General features: G+C 38.4%; 14 protein-coding genes and 2 pseudogenes. 1 reads left to right on the forward strand and 15 read right to left on the reverse strand.

From position 1 onward, the window contains the following. Positions 1 to 31 precede the first annotated feature (31 nt). The 11 genes from A5882_RS04100 to A5882_RS04150 form a co-directional block, all read right to left on the reverse strand. Positions 32 to 1,024, reverse strand: a complete 993-nt coding sequence (locus A5882_RS04100; RefSeq protein WP_002323463.1) for a LacI family DNA-binding transcriptional regulator — start codon at positions 1,022 to 1,024, stop codon at positions 32 to 34. A gap of 175 nt (positions 1,025 to 1,199) precedes the next feature. Continuing rightward, positions 1,200 to 2,684, reverse strand: coding sequence for a glycoside hydrolase family 32 protein (locus tag A5882_RS04105; protein ID WP_002323464.1), 1,485 nt, complete (start codon positions 2,682 to 2,684; stop codon positions 1,200 to 1,202). Beyond that, on the reverse strand, positions 2,685 to 4,292 hold the full coding sequence (locus tag A5882_RS04110; RefSeq protein WP_010729375.1) for an ABC transporter substrate-binding protein: 1,608 nt from the start codon (positions 4,290 to 4,292) through the stop codon (positions 2,685 to 2,687). It lies immediately after the preceding gene. A gap of 48 nt (positions 4,293 to 4,340) precedes the next feature. Further along, positions 4,341 to 5,225 (reverse strand): carbohydrate ABC transporter permease, encoded by an 885-nt coding sequence (locus tag A5882_RS04115; protein ID WP_005230433.1) that lies wholly within the window; start codon positions 5,223 to 5,225, stop codon positions 4,341 to 4,343. A gap of 15 nt (positions 5,226 to 5,240) precedes the next feature. Beyond that, positions 5,241 to 6,233, reverse strand: a complete 993-nt coding sequence (locus tag A5882_RS04120) for a sugar ABC transporter permease (protein WP_086372459.1) — start codon at positions 6,231 to 6,233, stop codon at positions 5,241 to 5,243. A gap of 611 nt (positions 6,234 to 6,844) precedes the next feature. Beyond that, entirely contained in the window at positions 6,845 to 8,479 is a 1,635-nt protein-coding gene (locus tag A5882_RS04125; RefSeq protein WP_086372460.1) for a glycoside hydrolase family 43 protein, read from the reverse strand. A 52-nt stretch (positions 8,480 to 8,531) separates the two neighbouring features. Further along, positions 8,532 to 9,224 carry a hypothetical protein gene (locus tag A5882_RS04130; protein ID WP_254908461.1) on the reverse strand — a complete coding sequence of 231 codons (693 nt, stop codon included), beginning with the start codon at positions 9,222 to 9,224 and terminating at the stop codon, positions 8,532 to 8,534. 9 nt (positions 9,225 to 9,233) lie between these two features. Next, positions 9,234 to 10,109 carry a carbohydrate ABC transporter permease gene (locus tag A5882_RS04135; protein ID WP_086372461.1) on the reverse strand — a complete coding sequence of 292 codons (876 nt, stop codon included), beginning with the start codon at positions 10,107 to 10,109 and terminating at the stop codon, positions 9,234 to 9,236. Next, positions 10,110 to 10,994: a carbohydrate ABC transporter permease gene (locus tag A5882_RS04140; RefSeq protein WP_016621141.1), complete on the reverse strand. Its 885-nt coding sequence runs from the start codon at positions 10,992 to 10,994 to the stop codon at positions 10,110 to 10,112. A 91-nt stretch (positions 10,995 to 11,085) separates the two neighbouring features. Next, on the reverse strand, positions 11,086 to 12,411 hold the full coding sequence (locus A5882_RS04145) for an ABC transporter substrate-binding protein (protein WP_086372462.1): 1,326 nt from the start codon (positions 12,409 to 12,411) through the stop codon (positions 11,086 to 11,088). 140 nt (positions 12,412 to 12,551) lie between these two features. Continuing rightward, a complete protein-coding gene (locus tag A5882_RS04150) occupies positions 12,552 to 14,510 on the reverse strand; it encodes an alpha-glucuronidase (protein ID WP_086372949.1) in 1,959 nt (652 codons plus the stop codon). 609 nt (positions 14,511 to 15,119) lie between these two features. Between A5882_RS04150 and A5882_RS04155 the strand changes: the two are divergent. Next, positions 15,120 to 15,248 (forward strand): annotated as a pseudogene (locus A5882_RS04155) (helix-turn-helix transcriptional regulator); the annotation flags it as partial. On the opposite strand, the gene A5882_RS04160 reads toward A5882_RS04155, so the two are convergent. From A5882_RS04160 to A5882_RS04175, 4 genes and pseudogenes are all read right to left on the reverse strand, one after another. Beyond that, the gene (locus tag A5882_RS04160; protein ID WP_086372464.1) at positions 15,231 to 15,464 is read right to left on the reverse strand and encodes a helix-turn-helix transcriptional regulator; all 234 of its coding nucleotides are present in this window, start codon (positions 15,462 to 15,464) and stop codon (positions 15,231 to 15,233) included. The pseudogene A5882_RS04155 and the gene A5882_RS04160 sit on opposite strands and share 18 nt — an antisense overlap. A gap of 363 nt (positions 15,465 to 15,827) precedes the next feature. Continuing rightward, positions 15,828 to 15,941, reverse strand: a pseudogene (gene rpsI / locus A5882_RS04165) (30S ribosomal protein S9); the annotation flags it as partial. Between the two features lie 179 nt (positions 15,942 to 16,120). After that, on the reverse strand, positions 16,121 to 16,354 hold the full coding sequence (locus tag A5882_RS04170) for a hypothetical protein (protein ID WP_086372466.1): 234 nt from the start codon (positions 16,352 to 16,354) through the stop codon (positions 16,121 to 16,123). 2 nt (positions 16,355 to 16,356) lie between these two features. Next, positions 16,357 to 17,538, reverse strand: a complete 1,182-nt coding sequence (locus A5882_RS04175; RefSeq protein ID WP_086372467.1) for a protein kinase family protein — start codon at positions 17,536 to 17,538, stop codon at positions 16,357 to 16,359. Positions 17,539 to 17,550: the final 12 nt, after the last annotated feature.

Genomic DNA, 17,550 nt, shown 5'->3' on the forward strand with positions numbered 1-17,550 from the left:
ACTTATCTTCAAAAAAAGAAACGTATTTGCACTAAGCAAAATCGTTTCTCACTAAAGGTTTCGTTGTGCCACCTTCGCCAAATTCAATCGGCAATACGGTACGTTTTTCTACTGTCTCTCCATTAATGACAGCAATTAATTTTGCCACTGCCACTTCCGCCATTTGCTTTGTAGGTTGGGCAATTGTTGAGACGAGATAAGGGTCTCCTTCTGTCATCTTTTGACCATCAAATCCGATAACTTGGACATCCTCTGGTACGTTTTTCCCTATTTTTTCAAGCATACCAATGACAGCTAATGCCATCGGATCGTTGATCGTAAAAATCCCATCGATATCAGGATTCTCTAACAAAAAATTTGTTACACGTTCTGAGAGATGGTCTAAAGGTTCTAACATATCTAACGCTTTATAGGAAATCCCCAGTTGACGGCACTCGATCTCAAAATATTTTCGACGACTCTTCGTTTCATTCGGTGTTTCTTGGTACCCACCGATATATGCTACATTCTGACATCCTCGGCGATAAAGTTCATTTGCAGCCAAACGTCCACCGGCCGCATTGTCAGCGGTCACATAAATCACCTCTTCAGTGAAATAACGGTCAATACTAACAAAAGGCAGATTACTCGAAATGTATTCATCGATATCTGAATAAGTAATTCCAATGATGCCGTCTACTTTATTTTGGCTGACCATCTGGATATATTCTTGTTCTTTTTCACTATTCCCACTGGAGTTACACAAATAAAGCTTGTAGTTTTGTCTTTCTAATGCTGTTTCTACATGGTAGGCAAATTCGCCAAAAAATGGATGCCATACAGTGGGTAGAATCAAAGCAACCGTATTCGTATGCTTCATCTTTAACCCCCGGGCATAAAAATCTGGTTGATAGTTTAACTCTGTCATTGCTGCTTCAACTTTTTCTCTAGTAGAAGCTTTAACAGAGCCGTTATTCAATACCCGGGAAACAGTTCCTACTCCGACACCTGCTAATTTTGCGACATCTTTCATTGTTGCTTTCATAGTTGATCCCTCACATTTCTGCACAAGTTTAGTATAATGAATTTTGTCATAAATTACTAATTTTTTCAAAATACTAATAGCAAAGCCATGGGAAATCTAGCTATCTGTTCTTTTCTAAAAAATTATCCTTCAAAACCTATTAAATAATTGATTCATCGCCTAAGCAATCAAACATTTATTTCACACTCGCTGTTTCAAAAGCTTGAATACGACTTTCTCCGATCGAATGAAATAAGATATCTCGAGCTTTTTCCAGCTCATAGAAAGTAGCCGTCATAACTTCTAAACCATTAATAAAGACTTCAACTGATGAGGTATCTCTAAAAATCTCAAGAACGAGCTGATTATCAATCAAAGGTATTTCAACTTTTCGGACATTCAGAGGGTCTTCTTCCGCCCCTGTAAGCTCTCTTCCTAGTTTCTGACGATCCAATTCAAAAACCTGTTTAGCAGTGTCATAAGTTAGTTTGAGACAATCCGTCTTAGACCGCAGTAATTCAATTGTAAAAACTTCTGCTTTCTCCAAATCTGCGACTAGATGTAAATATGAAGAATCAGACAGCGCGTTTCGAAATACGACTGATGTGTCAGTCACTGCAATATTTTCACTGCCTTGTTGATAAACTAAATGACTATATACAGTTGAGATGGGTTTTTGTACCAATCGATTTTTTTTCACTCTTAACTCTCGGGGCAAACTCATAGAGCCTGCCCAAAGATGGCCTAACTCATGTGTAGGCAATGTACGATCCCACATCTGCATCCAAGCAATCATCACCCGTCCACCATTAGGATCTGTTGTTGTTTGTGGTGCATAAAAATCCATTCCAAAATCCATTTCATGGAAATTATCAACTATCATCTGACCTGTTTCCCAGTCTACCTCACCAATACAAGCCATGGTAGAACTGATATTATGATATTCCAGTCCGTTCTTCTTAATTTGTATCGGTGACATGATTAAGACATCTCGTCCGTCTAAATGGAATAAGTCAGGACATTCCCACATTATTCCTTGCTCTGAAGTCCCTTCTAGCAACACAGAGTAAAAGTGCCAAGTATACAAATCTGACGATTGAAACATCACTATTCTACCAGTAGACTGTGTAGATTTAGTAGCTACTACCATATAGTAAGCATCGTTGTGAACAATTACTTTAGGATCACGAAATTCTTGTATCAGCCCATTCTCACCTAGCTGTTTTTCTGCTACCACAGGATTACCACTGTATTTGCTAAAATGAATACCATCTTCAGAGACCGCCAAACATTGATGCTGATGGCTAATACCATCAATTTCTTGACAGCCTGTATAAAATAAATATAGTTTTCCGTCTCTTTCAATTGCACTTCCTGAGAAACACCCGCCGCTGTCATAAGGTTGATCTGGGGCTAACGCTACTGGTAGATCTTCCCAATGGACCAAATCACTACTGCGCGCATGCCCCCAATGCATGGGCCCCCATCGACTATCGTAAGGATAGTATTGATAGAAGAGATGGTAATGCCCTTTGTAATATATAAACCCATTGGGGTCATTTATCCACCCGATGGGTGCGGAAAAATGATAGTTTTGTCGATACTGAGGGTTAACTTTTCCTCGCATCATTTCAATAAATCGATTTGCTTTATCCAAAATCGCCGTTTCTTCTACTAACACTTATTGTGCTCCCTTCAAAAAATTATCATAGCCAGTTTGTTTTATTTGAATCCATTCTTCCAAACCTACACGTTCCAATTCAGCAAGGTATTCTTCCCATTCTTCATCGATTTTACCGCCGGTGATCCACTCTGCTCTTTTGCGATAGATGTAATCCCACATATCTGTTTCAATTTTTGCTAATCGATCTGTTTCTTCTTTTTCTAAAAAGACACGTGGATAGATATTGTCTTCTGTAATATATGGCAAATACGTGTCATGCATCAAATCTAAACGCCACTTCGCATCATCTGGCATAGTAGTGACTGTGCCGTAATAAGAATCAAGAACTGCTAATGGTCCTCCAGCTTCGGTCTTTTGTCTTAGTTCTCCCGGTGCTGTCCCCTCTAAAGGCAAATGTTTTAACATACCATCCTTTAATTCAAAAATATTCGCCTGTGCTTCATCACCGTAGGTTCCCCAGTTATTTTGGACAGACTGTAACGGTTCATACATTTTATCTATCCACCTAGCTGTAAGTTCCAAGTTTTTATTCGCACTAGTAATTACGAAACGATCTCTTGAGAAACCCATGCCATTCGTACGAGTAACGTGTTTCGTTCCATCTGGTCCCGCTAAGACTGGCAAGACGTCATAACTATCATCTGCACCCGTGATATTTGCTTTATCCCAAGTAAAGTACACGCCATACTTATGTTCTTTCCCTTTGGCAACATAAGTATTCCAATCTTGTTCGAAAGCCTCTTTATCAATAAGACCTTTATTATTCATTTCATTGAAATATTTGATGGCTTCTTTATACCCTTCTTTGTTAGCAGTAAATTGTACCTGGCCATCGTTATCAACGACTAAGTGGTCATCATTATCACCTAGACCGAATGCCCCCATTAAAAATTTTAAGTCTTCGTTTCCTCCATTGTTAATAAAGCTAAAAGGAATTTCATCTGCTTCACCATTACCATTTGGATCTTGCGTCTTGAAAGCCTCCAACACAGTCATCAACTGATCAGTGGTTTGCGGCATTTCAAGACCCAAATTATCCAACCACTCCTTGTTGATCCAAGCCATCCCATTTACTGTATGAATCGACTCTTTTCCTTCGCCTAATTCTTCAATCCAAGGCATAGAGTAAATGTGACCATCAGGCGCAGTAGACATTTGTCGGTATTCGGGGTTTTCATCAAAAATTTTCTTCAGATTTGGCATATAATCTTCGATCAAATCTTCAATCGGTACAATAACACCACTTTCCGCCCAGTTTAATAAATCATAGTCACCTGCAGCGGCGTTGAAGATGGCATCTGGTAAATCACCACTAGCGATATCCAAATTTCTTTTTTCGGCAAAATCACTACTGTAGTTTGTCCAATCAATATGGAGATTGGTCTCTTCTTCTAATCGTTGGAAAATCAATTTGTCATTAGGATCATTGGGAGCCAAAGGGGCACTTTGAGACATCATTTTTAAAGATACTTTTTCTTTCAATGGAAAAGAGACATTTTCTAGTTCATAATCAGGGCTTGATTTACTCTTTTCTTTTGAGCCTCCACAAGCCCCCAAAATTAGTACGGAAGTAAAAACGATTGGCAGCATCCATTTTGCTTTCATCTTAAAATCTCCTTTATAATTTTTATTCATACAAATAGTGAACAATTCTTACCCTTTAACAGAACCAACTAAAACACCTTTATCAAAATATTTTTGGAAGAAAGGATACATTATGATTAATGGCAGACTAGAAATGACGATCGTTGCGTATTTGATCAACTCAGCAATTTGTTTCATTTCTGCCATGGCAGTATTGGCTCCCACCATGTCTTGTGAGGGTTGGTTTTGGATCAAAATATTTCTTAATACGAGTTGCAACGGCTGTAAGTCGGGATCTTTGATGTAAATCATGGCATCAAAATATGAGTTCCATTGCCCAACAAAGGCATATAAAAACAATACGAACATAATTGGTTTAGCTAATGGAAGCATGACTTTGAACAGTATTTGCAAGTCATTGGCGCCATCGATAGTAGCAGCTTCAGAAAGTTCTTTTGGCAAAGCACTAAAATAGGTACGGGCTAAGATAATATTCCACACATTTATAGCACCTGGTACGATAATCGCCCATACACTATCTAACATGCCCAAGTTCTTTACCAATAAATAGGTAGGTATCAAGCCGCCACCCACGAACATTGTAATGACAAAAAAAGTCATAATGATCTTTTTCCCCGCCAAGTTAGGTCGAGACAAAGGATACGCAGTGATCATCGTAATAAATACAGTCAATAAGCTGAAGCTAAAAGAGTAAAACAACGAATTTACAAAACCGCGTAAAATGGAATCATCTGCAAATACCCGTTGATATCCTTGTATTGTCCAATCTTTCGGATTGAAGCTTATACCTTTATTGATCAAAGTAGCTGGGTCCATAAAAGAAGCTACCAGTACATAAATCAGCGGAACAATGGTGATGACGACTAAAAAAGTTACAATCACTCGATTCAACCATAAGATTTGACGGTCGATTTTTGATAAAGCACTATTCATAATTTTCTCCTTTCATTACAAGCCTTGACCATCGTTTAGCCGCTTGGTTATATTGTTGACAATCAGTAATAAAACGACATTAATAATCATATTGAACAGACCAACAGCAGCAGAGTAGGCATAATCACCTGATTGCAAGCCGACTTTGTATACATAAGTGGAAATGATTTCTGAGGCAGGGATGTTCATTGAAGTTTGCATCAAGTAGGCTTTTTCATATCCTACATTCATAATACCGCCGGCGGCCAAGATGAAGCTGATCACCATCACAGGCCTCAATGCAGGCAAATCGATATGCCAAATCTTTTGTAAAATATTTGCCCCATCGATATTTGCTGCCTCATATAAATCGGTACTGACTCCCGCCAGCGTCGCGGTGTAAAGAATGGATGACCAGCCGATTCCTTGCCAAATTCCCGATAAAATATAAATCGTTCTGAAATAAGCTGGATTAGACATGAACATAATTGGTTGCCCCGTAACCTTTTCTACTAACCCATTAATGGGTCCATTTGCGGATAGGAACAAAAACAGCATCCCCACGATAATAACTACTGAGATAAAATTCGGCGCATATAGAATCAACTGGATTTTCTGTTTTATTTTTTTATTGATAATTTGATTCAAGCTCAGTGCTAAAATAATTGGTGGAAAAAAACCTAACAATAAACCATAAATGCTAATTTTTAATGTGTTGCTCAGCAAAAGCGTAAAATTTGGTGAACTGATAAATTCCCTAAAGTGATCTAGTCCTACCCAAGGACTTTCCAAAATTCCTAGCATAGGATTATAGTCTTTAAATGCAATCACAGCACCGTACATTGGCACATACTTAAAGATAAACGTCATGATGATACCTGGTAAGAGCAACACGTACATCCACTTATCACGACGCAACTGTTTCTTTAATTTTTCCCACTTCGAGATATTTTTTTTATCCCGTTGTACCGCCCTTATCTCACCACCTGGTCCCAATGTCTTTTCCAATTCAATCTCCTCCCAATACATTTTAGAAACGTTTCCATTTTCGTTTAAAAAAATAAAAATTTAACGAAGATGCATTTTGGAAACGTTCCCACTATTTTCGTTTATAGATTACCATAGCCATTTTTTTAAGTCAATATTTTTTTGTAATTATTCTTTCACCCACACTAAGCTTCCTTCAATTCATTTATGGTTTTCGAAAATTGTTAAAAAATAAGGATCTCGATTATTTCATTAATCCTATTTTTCTCTACTTTTCTAGCATTCTTCTTTTATGAGTTTACTTATCACAACTCGCATCCTCTAATCTCTTTTCTACCAATCATTCACTATTTAACCGTTCCAATCGGAAGATTATCTGGTTAATTATTTAAAAATAGCTCGGATTCACATTTATTTTTTGCTTTTTAACTAACTAAAAGCGAAAAGATAAGAGTTAGATATGTAAATGTATATAAGGTTAGGAGCTGGTAGATGAGCTTTTTAGGGGAATCTTGGAAAACTAAGGTCGCCAATCAAAATTAAAAAAAAGTGTAGCACCTAAGAGTATTCACTTTTTCATCCGCCAACTGAAAGAGATTAGCGAAAAAGAGTAAACTCACAAAAAATGAGTTTACTCTAGATCAATATAATAATTAACTGCGCCCTTCCTCATCCATCTCTCGATAATCAAATTCGCTAAACACAGCTTTTGTGTCATAGCCTGCATAGTCAACCGCTGCTAGTCCGACAAATGCTCCGGTGAAGAAGCCGCCGCAAGTTTGTAACACATAATCATCCGAGAGAATAGCAGAATCAAATTCGATTGGTAAATCATGCCATGTTTCTCCATCAAAGGAATAGGCATATCTATAGGTCTGCTTGCGGACTTTTGTTTTGAACCAGACAAAATCCACAGCATCTGGAATGGCAATCGTATTTTCTCTTAAGTAGGACGTATAGGTTCCTTGATTGTTTTCAGCTACTTCAATTACTTTTCCATTTTCTTCATTCCAAGTGATAAAAATGAAGGACCAGTGTTGGTCATTATAGTAATTGGTTAGTCCTGCCATTTGTTGGTAAGAAAATGGATCAAACTTTACTTTTGTTGTTGCATCAAAATAAAAGGTTTGCCAACGGCGTGCGATCATTGAAAGATCATGACGATTTGTTAAGCTTCCTTTTCCAATTAGTTCTAGTTTCCCATCGCCTACATTGCCCATCTCTGCTGAAAATGGTACACGAAGGGTCTGCCAGTTTTTATTTAGCTGCTTCTCACTAAAGTCATCATAATGAGAGCGGCTACTCAAAACTTCGGTAGTTGCTGCATCTTTAGGTGCCTCCACGCTTGTCTGTCCCCCATGTCCACCAACGATTCTTGGCCAGTCTTCAGAATCCCATTCAACTTTTTGAATGGCGGTCTCACGTCCTAAAGTTGACCATCCGCGAGGATTTGTCACCGACTCGTTTTCTCGATGTAAGGGTCTGGCACATAGTGATGCATAGTACCATTCGCCTGAAGGAGTAGACACAAGCGCCCCATGTCCTTGCTTTTGCAAGTATAAATGAGGCGTATCGTAATTGGTTAGAAACGGACCATGAGGATCGGTTTCGAACGAATCAGCTCCCAGTGAAGAGGATCTAGCTACGACTTCTTGATGGGTAAAGACAGTTCCACCTTCTGCCACAAATAAATAGTAACGCCCATTTATTTTGTATAGATGCGGCCCTTCAACTAATCCTACATCCGTTCCTTCATAAATCATTCGAGCAGTTTCTGGTTTCAACTGCATGGTTTCTACATCAAATTCGGTCAGTGTAATGCCATTGAAAGGATTCTTATACTCTCGATGATCCCACGTCTGTTGCACGAGGTATTTTCTGCCATCCTCATCATGAAACAGAGAGGGATCAAAGCCAACACCATTCAATCGAATCGGTGTAGTCCACGGTCCATGGATATTCGTTGCGGTAGTCAAATAGTTGGTCATGTCCTTAAATGCCCCATCCACAACTTTGACGTCGGTAAACACCAACCAAAATTTATTGTCTGCATAGGATAAATCTGGTGCCCATATTCCACCAGACGACGGATTACCCTTCATGTCTAGCATCTCTACTGAATCGAGAGGAGCATCCAGCAGTTTCCAATGGACCAAATCTTTTGATTCGTGCAAACGAATCCCAGGGAACCATTCGAACGTTGAATTAGCTAGATAGTACGTATCTCCTACTCGGATGATGGACGGATCAGGATGAAAGCCGGATAAGACAGGATTTTTTATTTTCATAGGAACACCTCTTTTTTTAAATTTAAGCTACAGTTTTTGATTAGTATTCATTTCAAGCCGTTCGCCCTTGTTGCCCCCACTCCTCAAAAAACAAATCAAGTGAAAATCGTCGAATCAAATTACGATACACGCCGTAATTGATTACACCACTAAGAAAACAAAGATACGCCAAAGAGAAATACTGCATTAAGAAAATTGAAAGTCCAATAAATGCACTATTATAAACAGTGACTGAAGGCAATCGGTAGCTTATCAGCAATGACCATTCTATTTTCTTCTTAAATGGGATTTGAGCGACGCGAGAATCGCTTGAGATCAGTAAGACAAAGAGCATACTGCTTAATAAAAAACAGCTCGTAAGGACAAATGGCAAAAACATAACAGAGCGTTGATATAATATCAGTATTTTCAGTCCAAAGAGGATCAAGAGAATCATCAGAGAATACAAGAAATATAATCCCCAGTTTTTCTTCAAGCATTCTCGATAGTACTGAAAATAGTTCTTTGTATTCGATAAATGCTCTGGGTTGTTAAATAAGCCGAATTGAGCGGACAGACTTGCAATTAAAAATATTAGGGGTACCCAAAAGAAGACAATATTATTCAGAGTCAATCGAAGAAAAAACAAGTGCATCAGGAGTAAACTATTCGACAGGATGAAATACAGCTGATAAACCAAAAGCCGATAGGCTGAGTGGACAATGGCAACGGTCCACTCAGAAATAGCGTGAAAGAAAGGATTCATACTTACCTCCTATCCTTTGATACCCGAACTTGTGACGCCTTCGACAAAATACTTTTGCGCGCTGAAGAATAAGATGATTGCTGGCAACAATGAGATCACCGACATTGCAAACACTTGATTCCATGGGGTATTAGTAGATGGGTCAACGTTGAGCCGCAACGCAAGAGATACCGGGAATTTGTCTTGTGAAGTGATATAAATCAATGGACCTAAGAAATCACTGAAACTCCAAACGAATTGAAAAATCACACAAGAAATCAGGGCAGGTTTTAATGCCGGAATCAGGACACGCCAGAGAACACCGAAAGAAGAACAACCGTCAACGATCGCTGCTTCATCGAGATCCCGTGGAATTGAACGCATAAACTGGATCATCATGAACACGAAGAAGGGTTCTTGTCCTAAAAATGAATTGGCCAGTAACGGAACATACGTATCTAATAGATCCAAGCGATTCCAGAAGAGATACAAGGGGATTCTGGTTACTACTTGAGGTAAAAACATCGTTGCCATTAACAACGAGAACATGATTTTCTTGAATGGAAAGTCAAACCGAGCAAATCCATAGGATGTAAGAGTCGCCGAGACAACAGTAAAAAGAATCTTTGGAATGACGTATTTAAAGGTATTGATAAAATACAAGGTGAACGTATAATCGCCCTTGGTGTTCCAACCATCAATATATGCTTGGAAATCAATCGTTGAAGGAATGAAGCCGATTGATGTGAAAATCTCTGTGTTCGTTTTGAAGGACGCTCCAACCATCCAAATAATTGGATACAGCATAATCAGTGCAACGACCGTCAACAAAACATAGCGAATCAGTGCTTGACCATGCTTATTCGAGTGCTTCTTTTTTGCAGATGCTACAGGGGTTGCCTCCATTTATTTCCCACCTCCATCAGAATAATAGACCCATCGTTTTTGGCTCGTGAAAAGAAGAACCGTTGAACAAACAATCAACGCAAACAACACCCAACTTGCCGCACTTGCGTAGCCCATATCAAATTCTTTAAATGCTTTATCATAAATAAACATCGAGGACAGATACGTGGCATTGAGGGGACCACGACCGGTGACAATAAAAGGACCGTTAAATTCTTGAAAGGCATTGTTCAGTTGCATCACTAAGTTGAAAAAAATGGTTGGTGTGATCAAAGGAATCGTAATTTTGAAAAACTGGGTCACCCTTGATGCGCCGTCCAAACTCGAAGACTCATACAAATCCTGGGGGATTTCCTTCAATGCAGCTAAGAAAATCAACATTGAGGAACCAAATTGCCACACTTTCAAGAGAATCAAGACGACCATTGCGCCTGTAGGTGTCGATAACCAGTTAATTGGCTCGATGCCAACGGTTCCTAGAAAAATATTCACCAAACCTTCTGGTTGAAACATTGATCGCCAAAGCACACCAACGGCCACATTTCCCCCTAGAATCGAGGGAATATAATACGCCGTCCGATAGAAATTGATGGCTTTTAATTTGAAATTCAGAATAAACGCAACGAACAATGCAAACCCTAGTTGAAAAGGCACAGTAAACACCGTATAAATCAGTGTCGCCCGCATCGAATCAAGAAACGTTTGATCCTTAAAGAGATTCACATAATTTTGAATGCCTAAAAATGCAGGTGTCTGTCCGACACGAGCCAAAGAATAATCGGTCAGTGAGTAATAAAATGAGGACAAGATCGGCCAAGCGGTCAACAGTAAAAAGCCAATCAGCCAAGGGGTTACATAGATCAAGCCCACTTTTTCCTTTTTCATAAAATCCCTCCAATCTTTTTGACAACGATTCACGACACTTCATGGAAGCAAACAAAAGCCATTCACTCCCATAAAGCATGCGGATAGTTGTCTATTGCAATTTATAGTCTTTCGCAAGCTTTTCGGCTTGTTCTTTTGTTTTCGTGTAAACGTTGCGAGCAGCTGTTTCTAAATCCGTTCGTCCTAATTCGACAGCTTCCATTTCTGCAGTGTAAATAGTCGTTAAGGTACCATCTTCATAGAACGGTGTTTGGTTGATTTTTGCGACACTTTGAGCGTACTCAAAGCCTTCTTTCATCACACCTGATAATTGTCCATCTTCCATCAACGTTTCGATCGCTTTGCTTGAAGCAGGAATCCCTCTGGAAAGACCCAAAATTTTATTTGCTTCCTCGCCATTTAAAAATTCATTTAGAAATGTGCCTACTTCTTCTGGATGCTCGACATTTTTCCGAACGGCAAAAAGGAGTGAAGGTTTTGACATTAAATTCACCTCGGTGCCGCCTTCTGCGATTGGGTAGTCAACGACGACCATTTCATCCCCTACTTCTTTCAATGCTTCATAATTAGAAGACATACTGGCATTCCAATCGATGCCGCCCGCATATTGTCCTTCAATCCACTTTTTGTTGGTGGCTAAGGATACCGGTTCTGAGCCGACATTTTCTAAATAATCTTGTCTTGAAACGAAGACCCCAGCATCTGCCATTTCCTTATACCAAGTCATCGCTTCTAAATAGTCTTGTTCTGTCCAATTCATATTTCCTTGTTCATCAAACTCAGACGTTCCAGTCTTTTGTTGCAACCAAATGGTTACTGGAAAACGCCAAGTTGGGGATACGACACAAAAGGTCCCTTCTGGTAACTTCTTAGCGGCTTCCACATAATCGTCCCACGTCTTCAACGTAGTGACATCAATACCATGTCTTTCATATTCGGATTTGTTTAAATACATAACTAAAGTATTTTCCCCATAAGGAACGGCAACCTGCTTTCCATCAACTTGTCCGAATGCCAAAAAATCAGGATCATAGGTGGACAGATCCAAACTATCGATTGTATTAAGATCATAAAACCCGTCATTTTGCCCGAATTGCGGCACCCAATTGTAGAGTAAAGTCGTGATATCCGCCAAAGTATTGCCAGCATACCTCGTCGTGAAGGCTTGATCCAAATCGCCAAAGCCGCTCGGCTCTCCCTTTACTGCAATTTCAGGATGCTCCTTTTCAAAATGAGCGATCATTTCCTGGGTTACCTGATGACGATCATCATTTCCCCACCAACTAAAGCTGATTTCTACTCGATCACCACTCCCCGTTGTCTCAGTCTTTTTCCTCCCAGCATTGCATCCAGCCAACACCAACGATATCGAAAGCAAAGAACCTACCACTATCCATTGTTTTTTCCATTTTTTCATCACTTTTCCTCCTGATTCTTTTTTAGTAAGTTGGATAAACTAACTTATATGACAAAAAATTTTGCCTCTAGTTGAAATCTTTTTTCTCAGTGATCTAAACGAGCTATTTCTTCTTTGAAACCTAGCACCTGATTCTCTTTCTACGCATAAATTTGACGTCCATATGCATCCGGAATGCCGCTTTTACGATAAAAATACGTGTTGATTTGATCCCGCCAATCTCTAGCAGAACGAACTTGATCTTGCAATCGTTCGGCGACGTTTTGATAACTTTCTTCATCGATTTGTCCCTGTAAGGAAGCCCACTCGGTAACATATTCCTCTACTTTTTCATAGCCTTCGAAATGCGTGTCATAGATGTGTTGAATGATCGTTTTGCCGCTTTGTAAGACATAGTCGTATGGCAGATGGTGGAAAAATAAGACAAGTTCATCTGGGCAAGTTTCTACATTTTCGTATGTTTCACACCAAGCATCCGCGTACTGCCTTACATAGCCGGTGCCGTCTTTTAACGTTCGATTGACGCCAATGCCCTTTCTATCTGCAAAGTGATACGTCCCCCATCTATCATATTCGTAGCCATCGACATCAGGCCCATAGTGATGATTGGGACGAACCATAAAACCGATACCTAGTGGGGCAGTATAATTTTCATAGGTCTGATAGGACGTAGCGAGGATTGCAAGTAGTCGTTTTTTAGCAGAATCATCTAACTCAAAGGACAAATCGATCCATTCGCAAAGGATAGCTTCTGTGCTTAATTCATTGTTCCAAATCAATCTGCCATAGCCAAAAAGGTTCGCTTGCGCTAGCTTGTGTCCGGTCCAATTATCATCCATGCCGACATTGACGACTGCTGCCACGCCAGAGTATTTAGGATTTGGACTTTGCTCTGGTAGAATCTTCTTTACTGTAGCGTGTTCAAGTGGATGCTTCGTATCAAAATCTAGCACATCTTTCCACATAGGTAGTAAGCAGCAAATGTGCTTTTGTTGTCCGGTATACTCTTGCGTCATTTGGAATTCCAACATTTGATTGGTGTATTTTAACGCGCCAAAAAGCGTCGTCACGGGTTCTCGTACTTGAAAATCAATCGGTCCATTTTTAATCTGTAAAATAACATTTCCCTCAAACGTACCGTCTAATTTCATGAAGTGGTCGTAGGCAGCTTTGGCACGATCAATTGAGCGATCTCGCCAATCCTGTAAACAGTCATAAACAAAGCAGCGCCATATCAGTAGCCCTCCATAGGGTTGCAACGCCCGTGCCAGCATATTGGCACCATCATTATGGTCACGCCCGTAAACAAACGGTCCCGGTTCCCCTTCAGAATCAGCTTTGACTACAAACCCACCAAAATCCGGCATCACTTGATAGATTGTATCTGCTGTTTTTTGCCAAAATGCAATAACTTCCTCAGCTAACGGGTCGGCGGTCGTTAGTCCTCCAACGGATATAGGGGCCGCAAAGTTGATACTTAAAAACGTCCGAATCCCATAGGCAGCGAATGTATCTGCGATCTTTTTAATCTCGATCAAATACGGTTCCGTAATAAACCATTTGGCATCTCCGCGAACATTCACGTTATTGATAGAAACCGCATTCATTCCGATGGAAGCTAAGAAACGCGCATAGTCGCGTACCGTTTCATGGTCTTGCCGAAACTGATTGTTTGAATAGAAAATCGATTCTCCAGCGTAGCCACGTTCAATCGTCCCATCAAAATTATCCCAATGATTGACCATACGAATGGCTTGATTGGGAATCGACCTCAGATTTTCTGGCAACTCAGTGGTTCGAATCACATGCTTGTAAAGTTCAAAGAAGCCATATAACCAGCCTTTACTAGCATTCGCATAAACGACTGTCTGATTGTGCTCATGACTGATCTCAAATCCTTCATCCTCAAGCAGCGCATCCGTTGCCTTTTTGAAATATAACTCTGCATTTGCCTCTTCCACACAGCGGCACATTGGAAATAATGTCTGCATCTCTCGTTTGATCGTATCCGTCAATTGGTCCGACTGCTCGAAACTATATGTCGAAACTACATCAGTTGCTACACGCTTTTTTAGCCAACACTCGTCTTTCTTTCTCATTGCTTCATCCCCTCTTTTATCTAAAAAATCCCTTCCGGCAGTTTCCAAGCAACTTCACTTTCTATGTGAATCCCTCCTCAGAACTTTTTGATTATTTGATAGACGAATAGAAACCGAGGCTTGCCGACACTTTATTTTATAAATGAAATGTGTCAATACCTGTTATTTTAACTTCCCCATTTTAAACACAAAAAAAGGATTGGACGACTGTCCAATCCTTTTGACATAGCGAAATAAGCATAAGGCATCCTGCATAAAATCCCAGAAAATCTGCTTTTCCTACTAGAAAAAGAACAGAATATTAGGTACAATAAACAGGTCGATACCTTAGGGTATTGACTATGGCAACTTGATTAGTCAGGCGAATTGACTTTTCAAGGCCTCGTATTGGAGCGCCAACTCTGATACGGGGTGCCTTTTTTTATTCGGTTTCTATTCCCCTCTATTGTATAGAAACCCGTTTTGGAAAGCAAGACCAAATCTGAGGGAAATGATTTAATAACAGAATTGATTTATGGTTTTTTGATGGATAAAGTAATCGATGTGTACAATTTGTTATTATGCTGTAATCTCTTTGACCGTATTAATATTATCATATGAGGTGATTTTGTGTATCATAGAATTCGCGACTTACGCGAAGACAAAGACTTGAATCAAGAACAACTTACTAAACTACTGAATATCAGCCAAACCACTTACTCCCGCTATGAGTCAGGGAAATTAGACATTCCTACTCAACTTTAATATCCTCGAGATATCATCAATGTCCAACGCATCTGCAATCCTTTCAATGTGTTCTAAATAAATTTTTTGTCTTTTTCCATTTGCCAAATTGCTTAAATTTGATGGCTCAATTCCCGACAACCTTGCGAGTTCTCTTAAAGACATCTGACGTTCTGCTAATAAATCGTTGATTAGCACTTCCACTTTTCTATCACCTTCATTTTCGTTCATTTATATTTCCTCCTCGTGTTGTCTATATAAACATGGTATAGTACAATAATTTTAGATTGTTGTTCGTATAGACATGAAGTTTATAAATATAGAAGAAGGTACCCTTATGACATCGGAAAATGAAAATAAAGAATTCCTGACAAAGAAGAATCAACCGATTAAAACCATTACTCAACAAGATATCAATGCGCTATAAACAACACATGAGCAACTTCGATCATGGTCATCGACGCTAGAGGTATTTATCAAATTATTTGGTTGTAAAAAGAACCGATTAATAATGAAAAATTGTTCAAACTTACCATTAGATACGAAAAAAGACACTCTCCAAAAAGAGAGTGTCTCGAATCTTCGATAAAAAGATTAACGTTTTGAAAATTGAGAAGCTTTACGAGCTTTCTTAAGACCTGGTTTTTTACGTTCAACCATACGTGCGTCACGAGTAAGTAAGCCAGCACGTTTAAGAGCTAAACGGAAACCCTTATATATCAACGTTTACAATGGTTTTTATCGCCATTTATTCCCCTTTAGAATACAGTCTTAAATTCTTCGATTTACCTCAAAATTTCAAAATCCAGACCCAAAAATAAAATGGAATTTAGCTATATTTATCAAGGGATTAGATAACATTTCTAAAATAAAATAGACCCAATTTATTAGAATATGGAAAGTTTTTGCATGTATTCTACAGCCCCTAATACATGTGAATCCTCAGAAGCATACAATTCGTCCTTTAATTGCTCCGTATCTATTACAATACTTCCACTTAGAAAATCAACTGCATTCTTAAATTCTTTATCTTCATGATAACCATCATAAAAATCGGCAAGCTGTTTACAAGTAACTGCTCCATCTACGGTTAGTTCTATTAATGCTTTCTTGATGTTCATATTTACTTACCCCAATCTGTTTTTAAAAATACTTCTTTTAATTCCTCTAAAGTTTTTATTCTTTTAGATAAGTCCGCATTCATACCAGAGTCAATGAACTTCTCTACTTCTTTATTTTTATTATTATTCAAATTCTTTCTTCCAGTCATTATATAAAAAATCACCTGAGTTAGTGCGTAAATTTCATGTTGAATAGTGTATTTATCCGCTCCCATAATTTTCAACTGTGGGTCATTTAAACTTCCTTGAAATTCAGTGTTTTGACGAGTCAATGTACTATCTGATTCTTTTAGATAACCAAAGTCACAAACTTTTAAGATAACGGTTTTGTCATCGTATTCCTTTACTAATATATTGGGTAAAGAAATATCTCTATGAAAAATCCCTTTAGAATGAATGTATTTAAACGCATTAAACAATTGAATTACTAACCATTTTCTTTCAAATAATTCTAATTTAGTATTATTTGAATCAATAAAGTCTTTTAGCGTTTGCTTCACGTATTCCATAATAAATTCATTTGCATCATCATTATAGCTATAAACTTTTAATACATATAAGGAATCCATATTTCTCATATTTTCAAACTCTTTTTTAAATCGTATTAACTCAGTAGATGTCAATTCTTTTCTTGCTCTTTTTAACGCAAAAATCTGATTATAAAAAGTGTCTTTAAACTTATAAACTGTAGCATAAGAGCCTGAATTAACCAATTTTAAAGAAGAGTATAAACTGTTATTCTCCTTGACGATTTCAATTTGCTTTTCAAAATAAATGATTGGTTCATATTTAACAATATTCAGTAACTTATAGTCTTCTGGAATAGCTGACCCACCAGAATTACTAAGATGCGGTTGAATAAATCGAATCGTGTCTATATAATCATCAATCATTTTAAAAGCATAATCAGTTCTAGATAAAGCATGTTCAAATTCTTCATATTTATCAATTAATATAATTAAATCTCTACTGGGGTCTGCATTAAAATGATTATTATACTTTGCTTTTTCATTCAAGAAAGATAATAGAGAATTGAACTGATTTTGAAATACTGCGAAACAAAATCTTAGGCGGTCATCTTCTACATTTTCATATAACCGTTCTTCCGTTAATTGTCCCATCACTTTATTGGAAAAACCCATTAAAAAATCAACATTTTCATCTAAAATATAGTCCACATTCATAATATTTCAGCT

Source organism: Enterococcus sp. 4E1_DIV0656, from assembly GCF_002140695.1.
GTDB lineage: Bacteria > Bacillota > Bacilli > Lactobacillales > Enterococcaceae > Enterococcus_D > Enterococcus_D entomosocium.

What these genes read in the sequence shown, in the direction of transcription:
- A5882_RS04100 (WP_002323463.1), bottom strand. Translation starts at nt 1,024, where the DNA reads ATGAAAGCAACAATGAAAGATGTCGCAAAATTAGCAGGTGTCGGAGTA.
- A5882_RS04110 (WP_010729375.1), bottom strand. Translation starts at nt 4,292, where the DNA reads ATGAAAGCAAAATGGATGCTGCCAATCGTTTTTACTTCCGTACTAATT.
- A5882_RS04115 (WP_005230433.1), bottom strand. Translation starts at nt 5,225, where the DNA reads ATGAATAGTGCTTTATCAAAAATCGACCGTCAAATCTTATGGTTGAAT.
- A5882_RS04120 (WP_086372459.1), bottom strand. Translation starts at nt 6,233, where the DNA reads ATGTATTGGGAGGAGATTGAATTGGAAAAGACATTGGGACCAGGTGGT.
- A5882_RS04125 (WP_086372460.1), bottom strand. Translation starts at nt 8,479, where the DNA reads ATGAAAATAAAAAATCCTGTCTTATCCGGCTTTCATCCTGATCCGTCC.
- A5882_RS04130 (WP_254908461.1), bottom strand. Translation starts at nt 9,224, where the DNA reads ATGAATCCTTTCTTTCACGCTATTTCTGAGTGGACCGTTGCCATTGTC.
- A5882_RS04135 (WP_086372461.1), bottom strand. Translation starts at nt 10,109, where the DNA reads ATGGAGGCAACCCCTGTAGCATCTGCAAAAAAGAAGCACTCGAATAAG.
- A5882_RS04140 (WP_016621141.1), bottom strand. Translation starts at nt 10,994, where the DNA reads ATGAAAAAGGAAAAAGTGGGCTTGATCTATGTAACCCCTTGGCTGATT.
- A5882_RS04145 (WP_086372462.1), bottom strand. Translation starts at nt 12,411, where the DNA reads ATGAAAAAATGGAAAAAACAATGGATAGTGGTAGGTTCTTTGCTTTCG.
- A5882_RS04150 (WP_086372949.1), bottom strand. Translation starts at nt 14,510, where the DNA reads ATGAGAAAGAAAGACGAGTGTTGGCTAAAAAAGCGTGTAGCAACTGAT.
- A5882_RS04160 (WP_086372464.1), bottom strand. Translation starts at nt 15,464, where the DNA reads ATGAACGAAAATGAAGGTGATAGAAAAGTGGAAGTGCTAATCAACGAT.
- A5882_RS04170 (WP_086372466.1), bottom strand. Translation starts at nt 16,354, where the DNA reads ATGAACATCAAGAAAGCATTAATAGAACTAACCGTAGATGGAGCAGTT.
- A5882_RS04175 (WP_086372467.1), bottom strand. Translation starts at nt 17,538, where the DNA reads ATGAATGTGGACTATATTTTAGATGAAAATGTTGATTTTTTAATGGGT.